The organism is Reyranella sp. (assembly GCF_965227665.1).
Classification (GTDB): Bacteria; Pseudomonadota; Alphaproteobacteria; order Reyranellales; family Reyranellaceae; genus Reyranella.
Genome location: NZ_OZ245767.1, coordinates 2,446,258 through 2,463,768 on the forward strand (window position 1 = coordinate 2,446,258; position 17,511 = coordinate 2,463,768).

General features: G+C 66.3%; 17 protein-coding genes. 13 read left to right on the forward strand and 4 right to left on the reverse strand.

Annotated elements, in window-relative coordinates; all coding sequences use genetic code 11:
• Positions 1-13: 13 nt before the first annotated feature.
• The 9 genes from ACO07I_RS11910 to ACO07I_RS11950 all read left to right on the forward strand — a co-directional run bounded on the left by ACO07I_RS11910 (position 14) and on the right by ACO07I_RS11950 (position 9,469).
• Complete coding sequence (locus ACO07I_RS11910) at positions 14-1,141, forward strand: LLM class flavin-dependent oxidoreductase (protein WP_422017524.1); 1,128 nt, start codon at positions 14-16, stop codon at positions 1,139-1,141.
• A gap of 164 nt (positions 1,142-1,305) precedes the next feature.
• Positions 1,306-2,484 carry a patatin-like phospholipase family protein gene (locus ACO07I_RS11915; protein ID WP_422017526.1) on the forward strand — a complete coding sequence of 393 codons (1,179 nt, stop codon included), beginning with the start codon at positions 1,306-1,308 and terminating at the stop codon, positions 2,482-2,484.
• Positions 2,481-3,236, forward strand: a complete 756-nt coding sequence (locus ACO07I_RS11920; protein ID WP_422017528.1) for an acetoacetate decarboxylase — start codon at positions 2,481-2,483, stop codon at positions 3,234-3,236. The genes ACO07I_RS11915 and ACO07I_RS11920 overlap by 4 nt, the downstream gene beginning before the upstream one ends.
• A gap of 24 nt (positions 3,237-3,260) precedes the next feature.
• Positions 3,261-4,043: a 3-hydroxybutyrate dehydrogenase gene (locus tag ACO07I_RS11925; RefSeq protein ID WP_422017530.1), complete on the forward strand. Its 783-nt coding sequence runs from the start codon at positions 3,261-3,263 to the stop codon at positions 4,041-4,043.
• Between the two features lie 164 nt (positions 4,044-4,207).
• Complete coding sequence (locus ACO07I_RS11930; protein WP_422017532.1) at positions 4,208-5,167, forward strand: OmpA family protein; 960 nt, start codon at positions 4,208-4,210, stop codon at positions 5,165-5,167.
• Positions 5,168-5,268: 101 nt separating this feature from the next.
• Positions 5,269-6,132: a TauD/TfdA dioxygenase family protein gene (locus ACO07I_RS11935; protein ID WP_422017534.1), complete on the forward strand. Its 864-nt coding sequence runs from the start codon at positions 5,269-5,271 to the stop codon at positions 6,130-6,132.
• 14 nt (positions 6,133-6,146) lie between these two features.
• Positions 6,147-7,094, forward strand: coding sequence for a Bug family tripartite tricarboxylate transporter substrate binding protein (locus tag ACO07I_RS11940; RefSeq protein ID WP_422017536.1), 948 nt, complete (start codon positions 6,147-6,149; stop codon positions 7,092-7,094).
• A 106-nt stretch (positions 7,095-7,200) separates the two neighbouring features.
• Entirely contained in the window at positions 7,201-8,385 is a 1,185-nt protein-coding gene (locus ACO07I_RS11945) for an acyl-CoA dehydrogenase family protein (RefSeq protein WP_422017538.1), read from the forward strand.
• Between the two features lie 115 nt (positions 8,386-8,500).
• A complete protein-coding gene (locus ACO07I_RS11950; RefSeq protein WP_422017540.1) occupies positions 8,501-9,469 on the forward strand; it encodes a cyclic nucleotide-gated ion channel in 969 nt (322 codons plus the stop codon).
• Positions 9,470-9,566: 97 nt separating this feature from the next.
• On the opposite strand, the gene ACO07I_RS11955 is transcribed toward ACO07I_RS11950, so the two are convergent.
• Positions 9,567-9,899, reverse strand: coding sequence for a hypothetical protein (locus tag ACO07I_RS11955; RefSeq protein ID WP_422017542.1), 333 nt, complete (start codon positions 9,897-9,899; stop codon positions 9,567-9,569).
• A 74-nt stretch (positions 9,900-9,973) separates the two neighbouring features.
• Entirely contained in the window at positions 9,974-10,651 is a 678-nt protein-coding gene (locus tag ACO07I_RS11960) for a nitroreductase (RefSeq protein WP_422017544.1), read from the reverse strand.
• 214 nt (positions 10,652-10,865) lie between these two features.
• On the opposite strand from ACO07I_RS11960, the gene ACO07I_RS11965 reads away from it, so the two are divergent.
• The 4 genes from ACO07I_RS11965 (at position 10,866) to ACO07I_RS11980 (ending at position 16,580) form a co-directional block, all read left to right on the forward strand.
• Positions 10,866-11,933 (forward strand): HlyD family secretion protein, encoded by a 1,068-nt coding sequence (locus ACO07I_RS11965; protein WP_422017546.1) that lies wholly within the window; start codon positions 10,866-10,868, stop codon positions 11,931-11,933.
• Positions 11,930-14,671, forward strand: coding sequence for a ribosome-associated ATPase/putative transporter RbbA (gene rbbA / locus ACO07I_RS11970; RefSeq protein ID WP_422017548.1), 2,742 nt, complete (start codon positions 11,930-11,932; stop codon positions 14,669-14,671). Before ACO07I_RS11965 ends, rbbA begins: the two co-directional genes overlap by 4 nt.
• Before the next feature lies 1 nt (position 14,672).
• The gene (locus ACO07I_RS11975) at positions 14,673-15,785 is read left to right on the forward strand and encodes an ABC transporter permease (protein ID WP_422017550.1); all 1,113 of its coding nucleotides are present in this window, start codon (positions 14,673-14,675) and stop codon (positions 15,783-15,785) included.
• A gap of 510 nt (positions 15,786-16,295) precedes the next feature.
• On the forward strand, positions 16,296-16,580 hold the full coding sequence (locus ACO07I_RS11980) for an acyl carrier protein (protein ID WP_422017552.1): 285 nt from the start codon (positions 16,296-16,298) through the stop codon (positions 16,578-16,580).
• A gap of 37 nt (positions 16,581-16,617) precedes the next feature.
• Here the strand turns inward: ACO07I_RS11980 and ACO07I_RS11985 are convergent, their stop codons facing one another.
• Together ACO07I_RS11985 and ACO07I_RS11990 are read right to left on the reverse strand one after the other, a co-directional pair.
• Positions 16,618-17,022 carry a hypothetical protein gene (locus tag ACO07I_RS11985; protein ID WP_422017554.1) on the reverse strand — a complete coding sequence of 135 codons (405 nt, stop codon included), beginning with the start codon at positions 17,020-17,022 and terminating at the stop codon, positions 16,618-16,620.
• Positions 17,023-17,090: 68 nt separating this feature from the next.
• Positions 17,091-17,414: a hypothetical protein gene (locus ACO07I_RS11990; RefSeq protein ID WP_422017556.1), complete on the reverse strand. Its 324-nt coding sequence runs from the start codon at positions 17,412-17,414 to the stop codon at positions 17,091-17,093.
• Positions 17,415-17,511: the final 97 nt, after the last annotated feature.

Below are 17,511 nucleotides of genomic sequence, written 5' to 3' on the forward strand. Positions count from 1 at the left end.
AGGAGGTAACGCCATGCATGTCGGAATGGCTGCGGTCTTCCAGAACACCGGGCGGGCGCTCAGCGACCGCCAGATCTACCTGAACGAGCTGGCGCTGGCCGACATGGCCGAGCCGCTGGGCTTCGAGTCCATATGGTCGGTCGAGCATCATTTCACCGACTACACGATGTGCCCCGACGTGGTGCAGTTCCTGTCGTACATGGCCGGCCGCACGAAACACGTGCGGCTGGGATCCATGGTGGTCGTCTTGCCCTGGCACGATCCGGTGAGGGTCGCCGAGCAGATCTCGATGCTCGACCATCTCTCCGGAGGCCGCATGATCCTGGGTCTCGGACGCGGCGCCGGGAAGGTCGAGTTCGACGGCTTCCGGCTCGACATGGGCGACAGCCGCGAGCTGTTCGTCGAGTATGGCGAGGCGCTCCTGAAGGGGCTCGAGACCGGCGTGATGGAATACCAGGGCAAGCACTACAAGCAGCCCGCGATCGAGATCCGTCCCGCGCCGTTCAAGAGCTTCCGCGGCCGCACCTATGCCGCCGCCGTCTCGCCCGAGAGCGCGCGCATCATGGCGCGACTCGGCGTCGGCCTGCTGATCATCCCGCAGAAGCCGTGGCGGGAGGTCGAGAAGGAGCTCACCGAGTACAATGCGCTCTATCGCGAGATCAACGGTGCGGACGCCCCCCAGCCGATCTCGGCCGGCTGGACCTTCGTCGACGAGAGCGCCGAGCGGGCCCGCGAGATGGCGATCAGGTACATCGGCGGCTACTACCGCACGGTGCTCGACCACTACCAGTTCGCCGGCGCCCACATGAAGAACCAGCGCGGCTACGAGTACTATGCCAAAATGAACGAGAAGCTCGCGGTCTACGGCGACCAGAAGGCCATCGAGTTCTTCGCCGACCTCCAAGTCTACGGCACCCCGGAGCAGGTCTACGGCAAGATCCTGGCCATCCACGAACAGACGAGGAACTGCGCCTATGTCGGCGTCTTCTCCTATGCCGGCATGCCGCACGAGGAAGCGGCGCGAAACATGAACCTGTTCGCCCGCACGGTGCTGCCGGAACTGCGCAAGTTCGACGCGGGCGCGCCGATCGACAGCGCGTGCCCCCTGCCCGACCTGCGATTTGCCGCCGCAGCGGCGTAAAAAGGAAGCGGGCCGGGCCAGCGTACGGCCCTCCCGGCTGGTCCACCTTTCCCTTTGTCATGTACACATAATGACGGCCGCATAGTTTCGGCCTGCAATTTGCGGAGAGCCATTGCCGCCCTGCGTCCGGCACGCCAAAAAGCCATGCTGCGGTGCAGCACCACATGGGAGAAAGCGCGATCAGTATCCAGTCCGTCCCCCGCCCCCGCCCGCCCTTCGAACGGATCGCCCTGTTGCTTCAGGGCGGCGGAGCGCTGGGCTCCTACCAGGCCGGCGTTTATCAGGCGCTGGCCGAAGCCAACCTGCATCCCGACTGGGTTGCCGGAATTTCCATTGGCGCCATCAATTCCGCGCTGATCGCCGGCAATCCCCCGGAGACCCGCGTTGAGAAGCTGCGCACCTTCTGGGAGACCATCACCCGGTCGCCCCTGGGGGTGCCAATGATGAAGGGCTTCGACTTCAGCAGCGACATGGAGCGCCAGTTCGTGAACCAGCTCGGCTCGTTCGCAACGCTGATGTTCGGGGCGCCGGAGTTCTTCAAGCCGCGCTTCCCGCCGCCGATCTTCACGCCCGCCGGTAATCCGGGCAACCTCGCCTACTACGATGTCGCGCCGCTCAAGGCCCTGCTCGAAAGGCTGGTCGATTTCGACCGCATCAACGCCAAGGAAATGCGCTTCAGCGTCGGCGCCACGAACGTCAGGACCGGCAACTTCATTTATTTCGACAACGACACCCATACGATCGGCCCGCAACACGTCATCGCCAGCGGCTCGCTGCCGCCGGGCTTTCCCGCGGCCGAGGTGGACGGCGAGTTCTACTGGGACGGCGGCGTCGTCTCGAACACGCCGCTGCAATGGGTGCTCGACGCCCGTCCGCGCGCCGACACGCTGGCCTTCCAGATCGACCTGTGGAGCGCGCGCGGCGATCTCCCGCGCGACATGGTCGAGGTCGACACGCGCATGAAGGACATCCGCTACTCCAGCCGGACGCGCGCCGGCACCGACCAGTTCCGGCAGATACAGGCGTTACGCCGCGCCATGGCGAAGATCCTGACCGACATGCCACCGGAGCTGCGGCAGACGCCCGAGGCCGAACTGGTGGCGAAGGAAGCCGACAGCAAGGTCTACAACATCATCCACACGATCTATCGCGCGCGAAGGTACGAGGGCGCCTCGAAGGACTACGAGTTCTCGCGCCGCACGATGGAGGAGCACTGGGAGTCGGGTTACTCCGACATGACCCGCTCGCTCGAGCATCCCGAGGTCTTGCAGCGTCCGGAGAGTCCGGACGGCGTATTCACATTCGATCTGGCCCTGCAGGGCCGCAAGGAGCCGCAGAAATGAAAATCGACGACGTCCGCAAGAACGCCTTCGCGATGCCGCTCAACAACCCGAGCTATCCGAAGCCGCCGTACAAATTCTACAATCGCGAATTCGTCGTCATCACCTACCGCACCGATCCCGAGGTGCTGCGCGCGCTGGTGCCGGAGCCCCTGGAGGTCGTGGGCGACACGGTGAACTACGAGTTCATCCGCATGCCCGACTCGACGGGCTTCGGCGACTACACCGAGACCGGACAGGTCATCCCGGTGCGCTTCAAGGACAAGGACGGCCAGGTGCAGGAAGGCGGCTATGTGCACGCCATGTACCTCGACGACAATTCGCCGATCGCCGGCGGTCGGGAGATCTGGGGATTCCCCAAGAAACTCGCCACGCCGAAGATCAGCCACGAGAACGAGACGCTGGTCTGCACCCTGCACTACGGCTCCGTGCTCTGCGTCAGCGGGACCATGGGCTACAAGCATCGCGAGCTCGACCATGCACCGCTGATCAAGGCGCTGGCCAAGCCGGCCTTCATGATCAAGATCGTGCCGCACGTCGACTGCACGCCACGCATCTGCGAACTCGTGCGCTACTATTGCGAGGACGTGACGGTGAAGGGTGCCTGGACGGGCCCGGCCGCCCTTCAGCTCTTCGATCATGCCATGTGCGACGTCTCGCGCCTGCCGGTGCGCGAGGTCGTTTCGGCCAGCCACTATGTCACCGACCTGACGCTGGGCCTCGGTGAAGTGGTCTTCGACTATCTCGCAAAGTAACCGACAAGAGAGAAGGATCAGCCAATGTCGCGTTTCACGGGAAGAATTGCCATCGTCACCGGCGCCGCTTCGGGCATCGGCAAGGAAATCGCCCTGCGCCTGGCCGCCGAAGGCGGCACGCCGGTGATCGCCGACCTCAACCTCGACGCCGCGACCGCGACGGCCGAGGAGATCAAGGCCAAGGGCGGCGATGCCTTCGCCGTGGCCATGAATGTGACCGACGAGGCGCAGGTCGAGAAGGGCGTCGCCGACACCATCGCCAAGTACGGCAAGATCGACATCCTGGTCAGCAATGCAGGCATCCAGATCGTGAAGCCGCTGGTCGACTTCCCCTTCTCCGACTGGAAGAAGCTGCTGTCGATCCATCTCGACGGTGCGTTCCTCACCACCAAGGCCTGCCTCAAGCACATGTACAAGGCCAAGTACGGCCGCGTGATCTACATGGGCTCGGTGCATTCCAAGGAAGCCTCCAAGCTCAAGGCGCCCTACGTCACCGCCAAGCACGGCCTGATCGGCCTCAGCAAGGTGCTGGCCAAGGAAGGCGCGGAATACAACGTCTCGTCCAACGTCGTGTGCCCGGGCTTCGTGCGCACGCCGCTGGTCGAGAAGCAGATCCCCGAGCAGGCGGCGGAGCTGAAGATTACCGAGGAAGAGGTGATCAAGAACGTCATGCTGAAGGACACGATCGACGGTCAGTTCACCACCACCGACGACGTGGCCGATGCGGTCCTCTTCTATGCCGCGGCCAAGAGCACGGTGCACAGCGGCCAGTCTGCGGTGGTCAGCCACGGCTGGTTCATGCAGTAGGCGTGTTTATGCAGTAATCCTGCCACACTGTTGCCCTGCGGCCACGGTCGCAGGGCGAGTGGCTGCCGGTTCCCCGGAAGCGGCAACTTAATCTCGGCAACCTTCGTTGGTTGGGCGTGCGTCTGTCAGCCCGGACGCGTCACCCAACGAGGGATTGTTTGAAAATGAAAAAGGCACTTCTCGCTGCTGCAGCACTGATGGCTGTACCCATGGCCGCCAACGCGCAGTCGATGTGGAGCCCCGGCCCGTCCAACCCCGGTATCTACATCGGTGGTGAAGGCGGCCTGAACTGGCTGCTGAACAACAACAACTACAATATGGACCTCGGTTTCGCGGCCGGCGGCTTCGTCGGCTACGACTTCGTAGGCCCGAGGATCGAGCTGGAAGGCGTGTTCCGGTCCAACAACGGCAAGGGCACTGCCAACTTCGGCAACGTCTTCAGCAACACCAACGGTCGCATCGAGCAGCTCGCCATCATGGCCAACCTGCTCTACGACTTCATTCCGGGCGCGACGATCACCCCGTATATCGGCGCCGGCGCCGGTATCGCCTTCGCGGACTCGTCGATCAACGGCTGCTCGATGTGCAGCACCCAGTTCGCCTACCAGGGCATTATCGGCCTGGGCTGGAACGTCGATCAGAACTTCCGCGTCAACCTCGACGGCCGCTACTACGGCACGACGAATCCGGGCTGGTACCAGAACAACAACATCACGACGATGCTGAGCGTCTCCTACAAGTTCGCTCAGCCGACCGCCGCGCCGATGCCGGCTCCGTCCGCGCCGGCCGTCGCTCCGCCGTCGTTCATGGTGTTCTTCGACTGGGATCGCGCCAACCTGAGCGACCAGGCGCTGACCACCATCCGCCAGGCCGCCTCGGCCTACAAGACGAAGGGCAACGCCCGCATCACGGCGACGGGTCACACCGACACGTCGGGCACCGAGGCCTACAACATGGCGCTGTCGCTGCGTCGCGCCAACGCCGTCAAGGACGCGCTGGTCCGCGAAGGCGTGCCGGCGACGAACATCGCCGTCCTCGGCCGTGGCGAGCAGGGCCTGCTGGTGCAGACCGGCCCGAACGTCCGCGAGCCGCAGAACCGCCGCGTCGAGATCGTCATCCAGTAAACCGGATCGCGAATCGGAAGGCACGAACGGCCGGGCATTGCCCGGCCGTTCTCTTTTGGGAGGAGTGCGCTAGACTGGCGAAAACGACCAGGAGGATTCGCATGGCACGCGCCTTCGACATCGCCCCGCTCGACGCCACCTTCGGCGCCATCGTCACCGGCCTCAGGCTCGCCGACCTCGACGATGCCGCCTGCCGCGACCTTCACGCGGCCTGGCTCGACCATGCACTCCTCGTTTTCCCCGGCCAGCACCTGACGCGCGAGCAGCAGATCACGTTTGCTAGGCGCTTCGGGCCGCTCGAGTTCGAGATGGCCGCGATCAGCAACGTGCGGCCCGACGGTAGCCTGCGGGTCGAGAGCGACAACGACGACATGATGAAGATCCTGAAGGGCAACATGGGCTGGCACGCCGACAGCACCTACATGCCGGTCCAGGCCAAGGGCGCGGTGTTCAGCGCCGAGGTGGTTCCCGGCATCGGCGGCCAGACCGGCTTTGCCGACATGCGCGCGGCCTACGACGCGCTCGACGAAGCTATGAAGGCGCGCGTCGAGACGCTGCAGGCCCGGCACTCGCTGCACTACAGCCAGTCGAAGCTCGGCCACGCGACGAAGACGGCCGACGGCGAATATAGCGGCTACGGGTTGCACGACGGCCCGGTGCCGCTGCGGCCGCTGGTGAAGACCCATCCCGAGACCGGCCGAAAGTCGCTGCTGATCGGCCGCCATGCCCACGCCATTCCCGGCATGGACCCGACGGAGTCCGAACGCTTGCTGCAGGAGCTGATCGACTTCGCCTGCCAGCCGCCGCGCGTCTATCATCACGACTGGGCGCCGGGCGACGCCGTGCTATGGGACAATCGCTGCCTGCTGCACCAGGCGACACCCTGGGACATGACCCAGAAGCGCATCATGTGGCACAGCCGCATCGCCGGCGACCCGGCCAGCGAGACCGCGCTGGCGCATTGACGTATCATCTGCGCATGAAGCTGGCCCGACGCGACGCGCTGCGAGGAACGGCGGCAATGGCCGCAACCGCGTTGGTCGGCAGCAGGGCCGATGCCGCGACGGAGGCGGTCCGCCTGATCTGCGGCTTCGGCGTCGGCAACCCCACCGACCTCTGTGCCCAGCTGATCCAGGACGGGTTTTCGGCCGCGCTCAATGAGCCGGTCGAGTTCGACTATACGCTGGGCCAGGCCGGACGCCGGGCCGCCCTGCAGGTGATCGACGCCGAGCCCGATGGGCGCGTGCTGCTGATCGCCGAAATCCTGAACCTGGTGCTGCAGGAGACGCCGGCCGAACCCTTGCTGTCGCGGCTGCAGCCGATCGCCAAGGTGACGCGCGGCTTCTCGACGGCACTCGTGGTGAACGAGCTGTCGGATATAAGGGACTGGCCGGGCCTGCTCGCCGCGGCGCGCGCCAACCGCCTCAAGGCCGCGACGATGGGGGCCGATTCGACCATCGGCCTCCTGCTGGCGCTGGCAGAACGCCGCCTGAAGCTCTCCTTCGAGCCGATCGAGGTCACGGGCACCCATGCCGCAGTCGACCTGCTGCTGACGCGTCGCGCCGACATTGCGGTCGTCGATACGCGGACCGCACTGCTGCACAATGCCCGCAATCGCACCAAGCTGCGCGTGCTCGCGACCTCGGGTGCCCGCCGCTCGCCGCAGCTGCCGGACGTGCCGACCCTGGCCGAACTGGTGGGAGACAAGAAGCTCGCCTACACGATCAGCTTCGGCGTGTTCGCTCCGGCGGCGACCCCTGCGGCGGTGGCGAAGCGGCTGACGACCGCACTGGTGGGATTGCGCGGCGACAGATCGGTGCAGACCCAGGCCCGCCTCGCCCAAATCCCCCTGGAGTTCGACGGACCCTCCGCCATCGCGACGGCGGTCGCGCGCGATCGGCGCGTTGCCGCCGACATCGCCGCATAAGCCCCTTTCGCTGGGTAGTGGCATTCCCGGCCGATCGATTGACCACGTGTAGGGGCGGTCCAGTATGGGCGCGAGAGCAGACGCACGACGCAGCCCCGAGGATTCCATGGACACGCTCGTTCAGCCGGCCCCCACCCTCAGCGCCCCGGAGCGGGCGCGCGCCCTGCAGCCGATGCTCGACCGATACGGCGCGGAGATGGACCGCCGCAGCGATCTCGTTCCGGAAGTGGTGGACGCGCTGATCGGCCAGGACATGCTGCGACTGCTCTTGCCCCGAAGCCTGGGCGGGCAGGAACTGCCCCTTCTCGACTTCTGCCGGACCGTCGAGGCCATCGCCTGGGCCGACGCCAGCGCCGCCTGGTTCGTGAACCAGTCGAACGTCTCCTCGGCGACTTCCGCCGCCGCCCTGCCGCCCGAGACGGCGACTGCCTTGTTCGGTGATCCCGGCGTGGGACTCGCCTGGGGCGCACGCAACGGTGCGAGCCGGGCGATCCGGGTCGAGGGCGGCTACCGGCTGAGCGGCACCTGGAGCTTCGCCAGCGGCGGCCGGCACACGACCTGGATGGGCGCCCACAGCGCCGTGCAGAATCCCGACGGCACGCCGCATCATCGCTACGGCCGGCCCGACGACCGCAGCTTCGTCTTCAAGCGCAGCGAGGCGAAGATCGTCGACGACTGGTTCGTGCTGGGCCTGCGCGGCACCGGTAGCGACACCTACACGGTCGAGGATCTGTTCATTCCCGACGCCCGGGCGCCGGCGCGCGATGCGCTGGAGGAGCGGCGCGAGCCCGGTCCGCTCTACACGATCATGTCGACGCTGCTCTATGCCAGCGGCTTCTGCAGCGTGACGCTCGGCGTCGCGCAACGGATGCTCGAAGCCTACATCGACCTTGCGCGCGGCAAGCACAGCCGCGCCTCGATCAACGCCATGTCGGCCAACAATGCGGTCCAGCGCGAAATCGCCCTGCTCGAGGCCCGCCTGTCGGCCGCCCGCGCCTACCTGCACGCTGAGGTGACCCAGGTCTACGAAGCGGCCGCCAATGGCACACTCGACGTCGACCGCCGCATGCGGCTGCGGCTTGCGACGACACACGGCATGAACGAGGCGACCGACGTCTCGATCGCCGCCTATCGCGCCGCGGGAACCACGGCGATCCTCGACTCGGCCCCGTTCGAGCGCCGCTTCCGCGACGCCATGAGCGCCAGCCAGCATCTGCAGGCCATGATGGGCCATGTCGAGATGGTCGGGCGCCACATTCTCGGCGTCGAGAACAAACTCCAGAATCTCTGACGGGCCCCGCCCCTGCTGCCGCGTCGGCGTAAGCGCCGAGTAAGCTGCCCTGAGCAATGTCGGCAGCCGGGCAGCAAGGGTGGGCGCATTGAGTCTGAGGCGGCGAGTTTCGCAAATGCTGGGCGGACACGGCCGCAAGGACGGCGCCGTCCTGCTCGTCCGCTACACGCTGTTTGCGCTGATCCTCCTGAACGTCGCGACGTCGGTCCTCAGCACCGTGGCGGACCTCGACGCCGCCTACGGCGCCTCTTTCAATGCGATCGAGAACGTCTCCCTGTTCATCTTCGCCGCCGAATACCTGCTCCGGATCTGGATCGCCCCCGACGAAACCTTCAGGAGCGGCGAGCCGGGCTGGCGGTCACGACTGCGCTGGATTCTGAGCGTGGAAGGGCTGATCGATCTCCTCGCCGTCGCGCCCTTCGTCCTGAGCGAACTGATGGATGTCGACCTGCGCGTGATCGTCCTGCTCCGCCTGCTGCGCTTCTTCAAGTTCGCGCGCTACTCGCCCGGCTTCCATTCCCTGGTGGAGGCGGTGCGCGCCGAGCGTCACGCGCTGGCGGCCTGCCTCCTGATCCTCGCATCCGTGGTCCTGATCTCCGCCGGCTTCCTCTACGTCCTGGAACACAAGGCGCAGCCGGACAAGTTCGGATCGATTCCCGACTCGATGTGGTGGGCCATCGCCACCGTGACGACCGTCGGCTACGGCGACGTGGTGCCGGTGACCATCTGGGGCCGCATCGTGGGGGCCCTCACCATGGTCGTCGGCCTGCTGATGCTGGCCCTGCCGGCCGGAATCGTCGCCACGGCTTTTGCGAACATCATCGCGCGGCAGAATTTCGTCGTAACCGGCGGGCTGATCGCGCGCATGCCGATCTTTGCCGGCATCGACGCCAGCACCATCATCAACCTGCTGCCCTCGGTCGGGACCCGGACCTACGGACCGGGCGAATACATTGTCAGGCGCGGGGAGAACGTGACGTCGCTGTACCTGATTGCGGAGGGCAAGGTCGACGTTGAACTGGGACGAAACCGTCACCGGCTCGGGCCGGGAGATGCATTCGGCGGCCGGCCCGCCCTCGCATGACGATCCGTCCGTACCGAGACGGTGGTGAAACTGCTGGTGCTGGCGCCCCTGGAAGTCAGCTGGCTGCTGGAGACCTTCCCCAGGATCGCCGCCTACATCACCGAACTTCTTTGACCTCCGGCGCGTCCGCCCGATGCGACGGAGGCGCCAGCCAGAGCGAGCCGGGGGCACAGAGGTCAACCACGTCGGTAATGAAGCGGCCGTCGGTCTTGAGGATGACCTCACACTTGCCGTAGCCCGGACTCTTCTCGAACACGTACACCGCATCCTGCCCGTAGATCTGCCGGGCCGATGGATTGCGGGTCGCGAAGTCGGTCACGGTGTGGCCCACCCAGCCGGGCGAAGGCTGCGGGTTGTCGCGGCCGACCCGGAAGCCGTCACAGGCGGTGAGAAGAGCGAGGGGCAGGAGGATGCTGGCGACACGGAGCATGCTGCGACGGTGCCGCGTAAAAGCGCGGCGCGCAACATCGAACCTCGACCGCCCGCCAGCGCCCGAGGGCGCGCCTAGTCGCGGAAGCCGACGAACACCGTGGCTTCACCGACGGGCTTGCGTTCGGACACGACCGCGTTTGCCGGGAAGGTCTCGTCCGGCCAGCCGAGCGCGATGCTCTTCATGATCACCTGGTCGTCGGCAATGCCGGCATGCTCGCGCACCACGGGCGACTGCATGATGCCCTGGCTGTTGATCACGGCCCCGAGCCCGCGCGACCAGGCGGCATTGACCAGCGCCGTCGTGACGGCGCCGCAATCGAACGGCGTGTCGTCGCTCCCGTCCAGCACGCGGTCGTAGGTCACGATGATACAGACCGGCGCGTCGAACTGGCGGAAGCCCCGCAGCACCCAGTCCTGGCGCATCTCCTTGTCGTCGCGCGCGATCCCCATGGCAGCGAACAACTGCTTGGCGACGCCGACCTGGCGGTCCCGGTGCGGACCGGCGAAGGGCTGTCCCGTACGGAATTCGCGCGACTGCGGCACCCCCGCCACCATCCGCTCGGTGTTGCCCGCGCGGATGCGGTCCAGCGGTTCGCCGGTGATGACGTAGAAGTTCCAGGGCTGGGTGTTCATCGACGATGGCGCACGCATGGCCAGAGCGATGATCTCCTCGATCAGCGCGCGGGGCACCGGATCGGGCTTGTAACCGCGGATGCTCCGGCGACCGAGAATCACGTCATCGAACTGCATTTGTCTCAGGTTCCTTCGGACACCGGTTGAATGGTCCGCGATTCTTCCGTGATCGAGGTCTGCGCGCAAGGCCGGCCGCCCACGGACATTGACCTGTATCAATTACCGACGAGCCTGCCTCGTCTAATCGCTATCGAGAAGACCGGCGAGAAACGCCGGCGGGCTCGCTGCCGAATTCAAGGATGGAGGATCACCCGGTTTGAAGGAGTGAGCGATGTCTAAGTCGAGGCGTTCGTGGCTGTTGATGGGCGTAGCGATCGCCGCGGCGGCGCTCGGGTTCTGGGCCTGGCAGCGATACGCCGTCTCCGATCTGCCCGCCGGGATCGTGAGCGGCAACGGCCGGATCGAAGCCACCGAGATCGACATCGCCGCCAAGATTCCGGGGCGCATCAAGGAAATCCTTGTCCGCGAGGGCGACTTCGTCAAAGCCGGCGAAGTGCTCGTCCGCATGAACACAGATCAGCTTGAGGCCCGCCGCCGACAGGCGGAAGCCGAACTCAAGCGCGCGGTCATCGGCGTCGAGACCGCGAACAGCCTGGTCACCCAGCGCGAGGCGGACCGCAAGGCCGCCCTCGCCATCATCGCCCAGCGCGAGGCCGAGCTCGACGCCGCGACCCGGCGCCTGCAACGGTCGGAAAAGCTGGTCATGACCAACACGATCTCGCAGCAGGTGCTGGACGACCATCGCGCGAGCGCCGGAGGTGCCGACGCGGCCGTCAATGCCGCCAAGGCGCAGTTCGCCGCCGCCGAAGCCGGCCTGAGCGCGGCCCGAGCCCATGTGGTCGACGCCGAGGCGGCGGTCGACGCGGCGCGCGCGGCGATCGACACGATCAAGGCGGATATCGAAGACAGCACGCTCACCTCGCCGCGCGACGGGCGCGTACAGTATCGCGTCGCCCAGCCGGGCGAGGTGCTGGCCGCCGGCGGCCGCGTGCTCAACCTCGTCGACCTGGGCGACGTCTACATGACGTTCTTCCTGCCCACGGCCCAGGCCGGCCGGCTGGCAATCGGGGCCGAGGCACGGCTCGTGCTCGATGCCTGGCCGCAATATGTCATTCCCGCCCGCATCAGCTTCGTGTCCAACGTCGCCCAGTTCACGCCGAAAACGGTCGAGACGACTGAAGAACGGCAGAAGCTGATGTTCCGCGTCAAGGCCCAGATCGCGGAAGACCTGCTCCGCAAATACATCGAACAGGTCAAGACGGGCCTTCCCGGCCTCGCCTATGTGCGTCTCGACCCCGCCGCGGAATGGCCGACCCGGCTGCAACTGGTGACCCAATGACGGCTGCGCCGGTCGCACAGCTCGAGAAGGTCAGCCACGCCTATGGCGCCACCCGCGCGCTCGACTCGGTCTCGCTGGAGATCGCCTCCAACCGCATCATCGGATTGATCGGGCCCGATGGGGTGGGCAAGTCCAGCCTGATGTCTCTGATCGCCGGCGTCCGCATCATCCAGGAGGGCAAGGTCACGGTGCTGGGTGGCGACATGGCGAGCGCCGCCCATCGCCGCGCGGTCGGCCCCCGCATTGCCTACATGCCGCAAGGTCTCGGCCGGAACCTCTATCCGACCCTGTCGGTGTTCGAGAACATCGATTTCTTCGGCCGCCTGTTCGGCAGTTCGCGGGCGGAGCGCGAGCGCCGTATCGCCGCCCTGCTCGCGAGCACCGGCCTCGAAGCCTTCGCCGGCCGGCCGGCGGCCAAGCTGTCCGGCGGCATGAAGCAGAAGCTCAGCCTGTGCTGCGCCCTGATCCACGATCCGGACCTACTGATCCTGGACGAGCCCACGACCGGCGTGGACCCGCTGTCGCGCCAGCAGTTCTGGGAGCTGATCGACCGCATCCGCGGTGAGCGCGCCGGCATGAGCGTACTGGTGGCCACCGCCTACATGGAAGAGGCGGCCCGCTTCGACGGGCTGATCGCGATGGATGCGGGGCGGATTCTGGCCACGGGCACGCCCGCTGAACTGCGCGCCCGCACCGGCACCGCCACGCTCGACGAGGCCTTCATCGCCCTGCTGCCGGAGGAGAAGAGGCGTGACCACCGGGCCGTCGTCATTCCGCCCCTGGCCGACGGCAAGAATACGGAAATCGCGATCGAGGCGGAAAACCTCACCGTCCGGTTCGGCGACTTCACCGCCGTCGACAACGTGAACTTCCGCATCCGCCGCGGCGAGATTTTCGGCTTCCTGGGCTCAAACGGCTGCGGCAAGACCACCACCATGAAGGTGCTCACCGGCCTCCTGCCGGCGACCGAGGGCACCGCGCGGCTGTTCGGGCAAGTAGTCGACGCGAACGACACCGAAGTCCGACGCCGCGTCGGCTACATGAGCCAGTCCTTCTCGCTCTATTCCGAGCTCACCGTCCGGCAGAACCTCGAGCTCCATGCGCGCCTGTTCGCCCTCGATCCGAAGCTCATCCCGCAGCGCGTCGAGGAGATGGCGGACCGTTTCGAACTCGCCCAGTCCATGGATGCCTGGCCCGACGACCTGCCGCTCGGCATGCGCCAGCGCCTGTCGCTGGCCGTGGCCATGGTGCACGCGCCCGAGATCCTGATCCTCGATGAACCGACCTCGGGCGTCGATCCGGTTGCCAGAGACGCCTTCTGGCAGATTCTGGTCGATCTCTCGCGGCGCGACGGCGTCACCATTTTCGTTTCGACGCATTTCATGAACGAGGCCGAGCGCTGCGACCGCATCTCGCTGATGCATGCAGGCCGCGTCCTGACCAGCGACACGCCCGCGCTCATCGTCGCCCGGCGCAAGGCCCAGAGCCTCGACGAGGCGTTCACGGGGTATCTCGAGGAAGCGGCTGGAAAATCGCAGCCCCCGGCCGCAGCACCCACAACACCCGCTGCACCCGAGCCCGCGGCCGCGGCCGCCGTGCGCTCCTCGCCATACTTCGACATCAGGCGGCTGCTGGCCTATGCGCGCCTGGAGTCGCTCGAACTGCGACGCGACCCGATCCGCCTGACGCTGGCGCTGGCCGGCAGCATCATCCTGATGTTCGTCATCGGCTACGGCGTCAATCTCGACGTCGAGAACCTGTCCTTCGCGGTGCTCGATCGCGATGACACCGGGCTCAGCCGGGACTATGCGCTGCAGATCGCGGGATCTCGCTATTTCACCGAGGAGCCGCCCGTCGCCAATCATGCCGAGCTCGACCGCCGCATGCGCGAGGGCAAGCTCAGCCTCGTCATCGAGATTCCGCCGGGCTTCGCACGCGACGTGGCGCACGGGCGACCGGTCGAAGTCGGCGCCTGGATCGACGGCGCCATGCCGACCCGGGCCGAGACGGTGAGGGGCTACGTCCAGGGCATGCACGCCGCCTGGCTGGCGGAGAAGTCGCGTCAGCTCTACGGCCGCGCCGCAGCAACCGGCGATTTCCAGCTGGTCATCCGCTATCGCTACAATCCCGATGTACGCAGCCTGGTGGCCATCGTACCGGCGATCATCCCGCTGCTCCTGATGATGATTCCGTCGATGCTCACCGTGCTGAGCGTCGTGCGCGAGAAGGAGCTGGGCTCGATCGTGAACTTCTACGTCACGCCCACCACGCGCACCGAATTCCTGCTGGGCAAGCAGCTGCCCTACATCGTTCTTGCGATGGCGAACTTCCTGCTCCTCGCCGCCTTCGCGGTGTTCGTGTTCGGTGTGCCCTTCAAGGGCAGCTTCCTCACCCTCTCGGCCGCCGCCCTGCTCTACGTCACCATAACGACGGCCCTGGGGCTCGTCGTCTCGACCTTCATGAAGAGCCAAATCGCCGCGCTGTTCGGCACGACCCTGCTTACCCTCATTCCTGCCGTGCAGTATTCCGGCCTGATCGACCCGGTCTCCTCGTTGCAGGGAGCCGGCGCGGTCATCGGCCGGATCTATCCCGCCACCTACTTCATGACGATCGCGCGCGGCACCTTCTCGAAGGGGCTGGGCTTCGAGCAGCTGGGCGGCGCCTTCTGGCCGCTGCTGATCGCCGTGCCCGTGCTGCTCCTCCTCGGAATCGCTTTGCTGAAGAAGCAGGAGGCCTGAGATGCGCGTCGCGAACGTCCTGCAGCTCGGCGTCAAGGAGCTGCGCAGCGTCGCGCGCGATCCGATGCTGATCGCGCTCATCCTCTATGCCTTCACCGTATCGATCTATACCGCGTCGCGGGCCATGCCCGAGACGCTGAACCGCGCCGTGCTGGCGGTCGTCGATGAGGACCGCTCGCCGGTGGCCGCGCGCATCATCGGTGCGTTCTATCCGCCGTATTTCATGCCGCCCGCGCTCATCTCCCACGCCGAGATGGACCGCCGCATGGATGCCGGCATCGACACCTTCGCCCTCGACATCCCGCCGCGCTTCCAGCAGGACCTGCTCGCCGGCCGTTCGCCGGAGATCCAGCTCAACGTCGATGCGACGCGCGTCTCCCAGGCTTTCACCGGCAGCGGCTACATCCAGTCGATCGTGTCGGCCGAAGTCGCGGAGTTCCTGAAGCGGTATCGTGGGAAGACCATCCTGCCTGTCGAATTGACGCTCAGGACCCGCTTCAACCAGCAGCTCAACAAGAGCTGGTTCGGCTCGGTGACCAACGTCATCTCGATGATCACCATGTTGTCGATCATCCTGACCGGCACCGCCCTGATCCGCGAACGAGAGCATGGCACCGTCGAGCACCTGCTGGTCATGCCGGTGACGCCGGCCGAACTGATGCTGAGCAAGATCTGGTCGATGGGTCTGATCGTGCTGGTGGCGTCGGGCCTGTCGCTGGTCGCCGTCGTGCAGGGCCTGCTCGGCGTCCCGATCGAGGGATCGATCGCGCTGTTCATGGCTGGCGCGGCGTTGCAGCTTCTGGCGACGACCTGCATGGGCATCTTCCTCGCGACCCTGGCGGGATCGATGCCCCAGTTCGGCATGCTGCTGATGCTCGTGCTGATCCCGCTGCAGATCCTCTCCGGCGCCACGACGCCGCGCGAGAGCATGCCACCGCTCATCCAGGACCTGATGCTCGCGGCGCCCAACACCCACTTCGTCATCCTGGCGCAGTCCATCCTGTTCCGCGGCGCCGGGATCGAGGTGGCCTGGCCGCAATTCGCGGCCCTGCTCGCCATTGGCGGCGTGTTCTTCTACCTGTCGCTGCTGCGCTTCAGGAAGTTCCTGCGTTGAACGCGAGGGCCGGGCATGCATTCGCGGCGGGCGCCCGTTTTGGCTCCGGCATCTCCGGTCTCGCGTGATCCAACCCGATCCCTCCGTGACGCTCCGTCCCCAATGGTGTAGGAAGACGCACCATTGTTCGAGTATCCGGCGCGCAGTGGCTGAGAGAGGCATGTGCTCCCGCCCTCACCGAGGAGCACTCATGAGTCACTGGTACGATTCGCCTTTTCTTCTTCCCGCGACCATCGCTGTCCTCGTCATCTCGTACGCGTTGCCGCGTACGCACCCGACCTGACATTCGCAGACCGTCGCGGCACTGCGATCACCGGCAAGGAGGAACCTGCGCCATGGCAAGCATCCCAAGGCCGCCCAACAAGGCTCCGCCCGAACCTCCGCCCGGTTCGACGCGACAGCCACCGCCTCCCATGCCGCCCCCGCACCAGCCCCCTCCCGGTCCACCGCCGGGGTGAGGCTTCTGTCCAGGGTTCGCCGCTCCGCTGAAACCACCATCGAGGTCACCCCATGAACCCCGCCACCGAAACCGCCTCTCCCCGTTCGCCCGGACTCGACATCCTCCCGGCGCAGGTGCGCGACATCGTCGGCTCGATCCTGGGTATCCCGCCCGACCGGGCCACCGGCAGCGCCGCCCTGGTAGCCGACCTCGGCGCGACAAGCCTCGATTTCGTCGAGCTTGTGATGGCGGTTGAGGATTTGTTTGGCATCGAGATCGCCGACGCCGATGCCGACAGGCTCGTGACCGTCGACGACCTGGTCTCGCTCATCTCAAGAGCAAGCGCCAAGCAGTGAACTGTGCTCCTTGGTGCTGAGCCCCCGGCCCTCCCGGCTATCGGGGCCGCTGATCAGCGGCGCGCACGGGTGACGCGGGAAGATTCCCCTTCAACCACTTCCTCGCCTCATGGAGGCTCCTAAAGAGTCGTATGGGCCGATCTGTCCCGGTCGCTTCGGCGAAGCTGTCGGCGAATCCGTTGCGTGAGGGATCCACGACGAAGGCGACCGGTCCCCGCGCGCCTGTATCCGGCCCGCCCCGGAGCTTCGCGGCCATGGCATTCACCTGATCCCGGGTCAGGTTCGAGGCCGAGCCCGTAACGTCGATGATCTTCGCGTATCCCGGCACGTTCGCGTCGACGATCTTGCGGGTGGTATCGGCGATTTCGTCGGCGCTCACCAAGCCACGGGCGACGATGACCACGACCCGCTCTAGCGGGACGATGTCTGTATAGATCGGCATTGAACTCCGCTGGCGCCCCTCCCGGCACCGTTGTTAACGCGCGAGTCGAGGCAAAGGTTCCCTTCCGATCAGAGCAGCGCGTCGAGCATCCAGGGCGGGGCCTCGGCGAGGAGCCGATAGAGGTCGGTCCTTATGTCGGCCAGTGTCACCGCCGAGCCGCCGCCCAGGGCGACCATCGTCGACCTGCCCCGGGACAACGAGCGGCGGCAGGCCTGGAATGCGGCGTCCTGGGCCCGGGAATGGTCTCCCGCCCGGAGATGGGCGACCGCCTGCAAGAGCAGGTCGGACTGCCGTCCATCCGGTTTCTCGGCAACGGCCTCGACATGATTCAGCGCGTCCTGGATCTGCTGGGCAACGGCGAAGAAGGTCGGAGTTTCCTGTTTGTCAGGCATGGCCCTTCCTAGCATGAAGCGGGACCACGCCGGAGGGGCCGGTCATCGAAATGACATGCCGGCCTCACGAGACGGCAACGAGACTGTTGCACTGGAA

Coding starts and splice junctions, on each gene's coding strand:
- ACO07I_RS11910 (WP_422017524.1), top strand. CDS start 14: ATGCATGTCGGAATGGCTGCGGTCTTCCAGAACACCGGGCGGGCGCTC.
- ACO07I_RS11915 (WP_422017526.1), top strand. CDS start 1,306: ATGGGAGAAAGCGCGATCAGTATCCAGTCCGTCCCCCGCCCCCGCCCG.
- ACO07I_RS11920 (WP_422017528.1), top strand. CDS start 2,481: ATGAAAATCGACGACGTCCGCAAGAACGCCTTCGCGATGCCGCTCAAC.
- ACO07I_RS11925 (WP_422017530.1), top strand. CDS start 3,261: ATGTCGCGTTTCACGGGAAGAATTGCCATCGTCACCGGCGCCGCTTCG.
- ACO07I_RS11930 (WP_422017532.1), top strand. CDS start 4,208: ATGAAAAAGGCACTTCTCGCTGCTGCAGCACTGATGGCTGTACCCATG.
- ACO07I_RS11935 (WP_422017534.1), top strand. CDS start 5,269: ATGGCACGCGCCTTCGACATCGCCCCGCTCGACGCCACCTTCGGCGCC.
- ACO07I_RS11940 (WP_422017536.1), top strand. CDS start 6,147: ATGAAGCTGGCCCGACGCGACGCGCTGCGAGGAACGGCGGCAATGGCC.
- ACO07I_RS11945 (WP_422017538.1), top strand. CDS start 7,201: ATGGACACGCTCGTTCAGCCGGCCCCCACCCTCAGCGCCCCGGAGCGG.
- ACO07I_RS11950 (WP_422017540.1), top strand. CDS start 8,501: ATGCTGGGCGGACACGGCCGCAAGGACGGCGCCGTCCTGCTCGTCCGC.
- ACO07I_RS11955 (WP_422017542.1), bottom strand. CDS start 9,899: ATGCTCCGTGTCGCCAGCATCCTCCTGCCCCTCGCTCTTCTCACCGCC.
- ACO07I_RS11960 (WP_422017544.1), bottom strand. CDS start 10,651: ATGCAGTTCGATGACGTGATTCTCGGTCGCCGGAGCATCCGCGGTTAC.
- ACO07I_RS11965 (WP_422017546.1), top strand. CDS start 10,866: ATGTCTAAGTCGAGGCGTTCGTGGCTGTTGATGGGCGTAGCGATCGCC.
- rbbA (WP_422017548.1), top strand. CDS start 11,930: ATGACGGCTGCGCCGGTCGCACAGCTCGAGAAGGTCAGCCACGCCTAT.
- ACO07I_RS11975 (WP_422017550.1), top strand. CDS start 14,673: ATGCGCGTCGCGAACGTCCTGCAGCTCGGCGTCAAGGAGCTGCGCAGC.
- ACO07I_RS11980 (WP_422017552.1), top strand. CDS start 16,296: ATGAACCCCGCCACCGAAACCGCCTCTCCCCGTTCGCCCGGACTCGAC.
- ACO07I_RS11985 (WP_422017554.1), bottom strand. CDS start 17,022: ATGCCGATCTATACAGACATCGTCCCGCTAGAGCGGGTCGTGGTCATC.
- ACO07I_RS11990 (WP_422017556.1), bottom strand. CDS start 17,414: ATGCCTGACAAACAGGAAACTCCGACCTTCTTCGCCGTTGCCCAGCAG.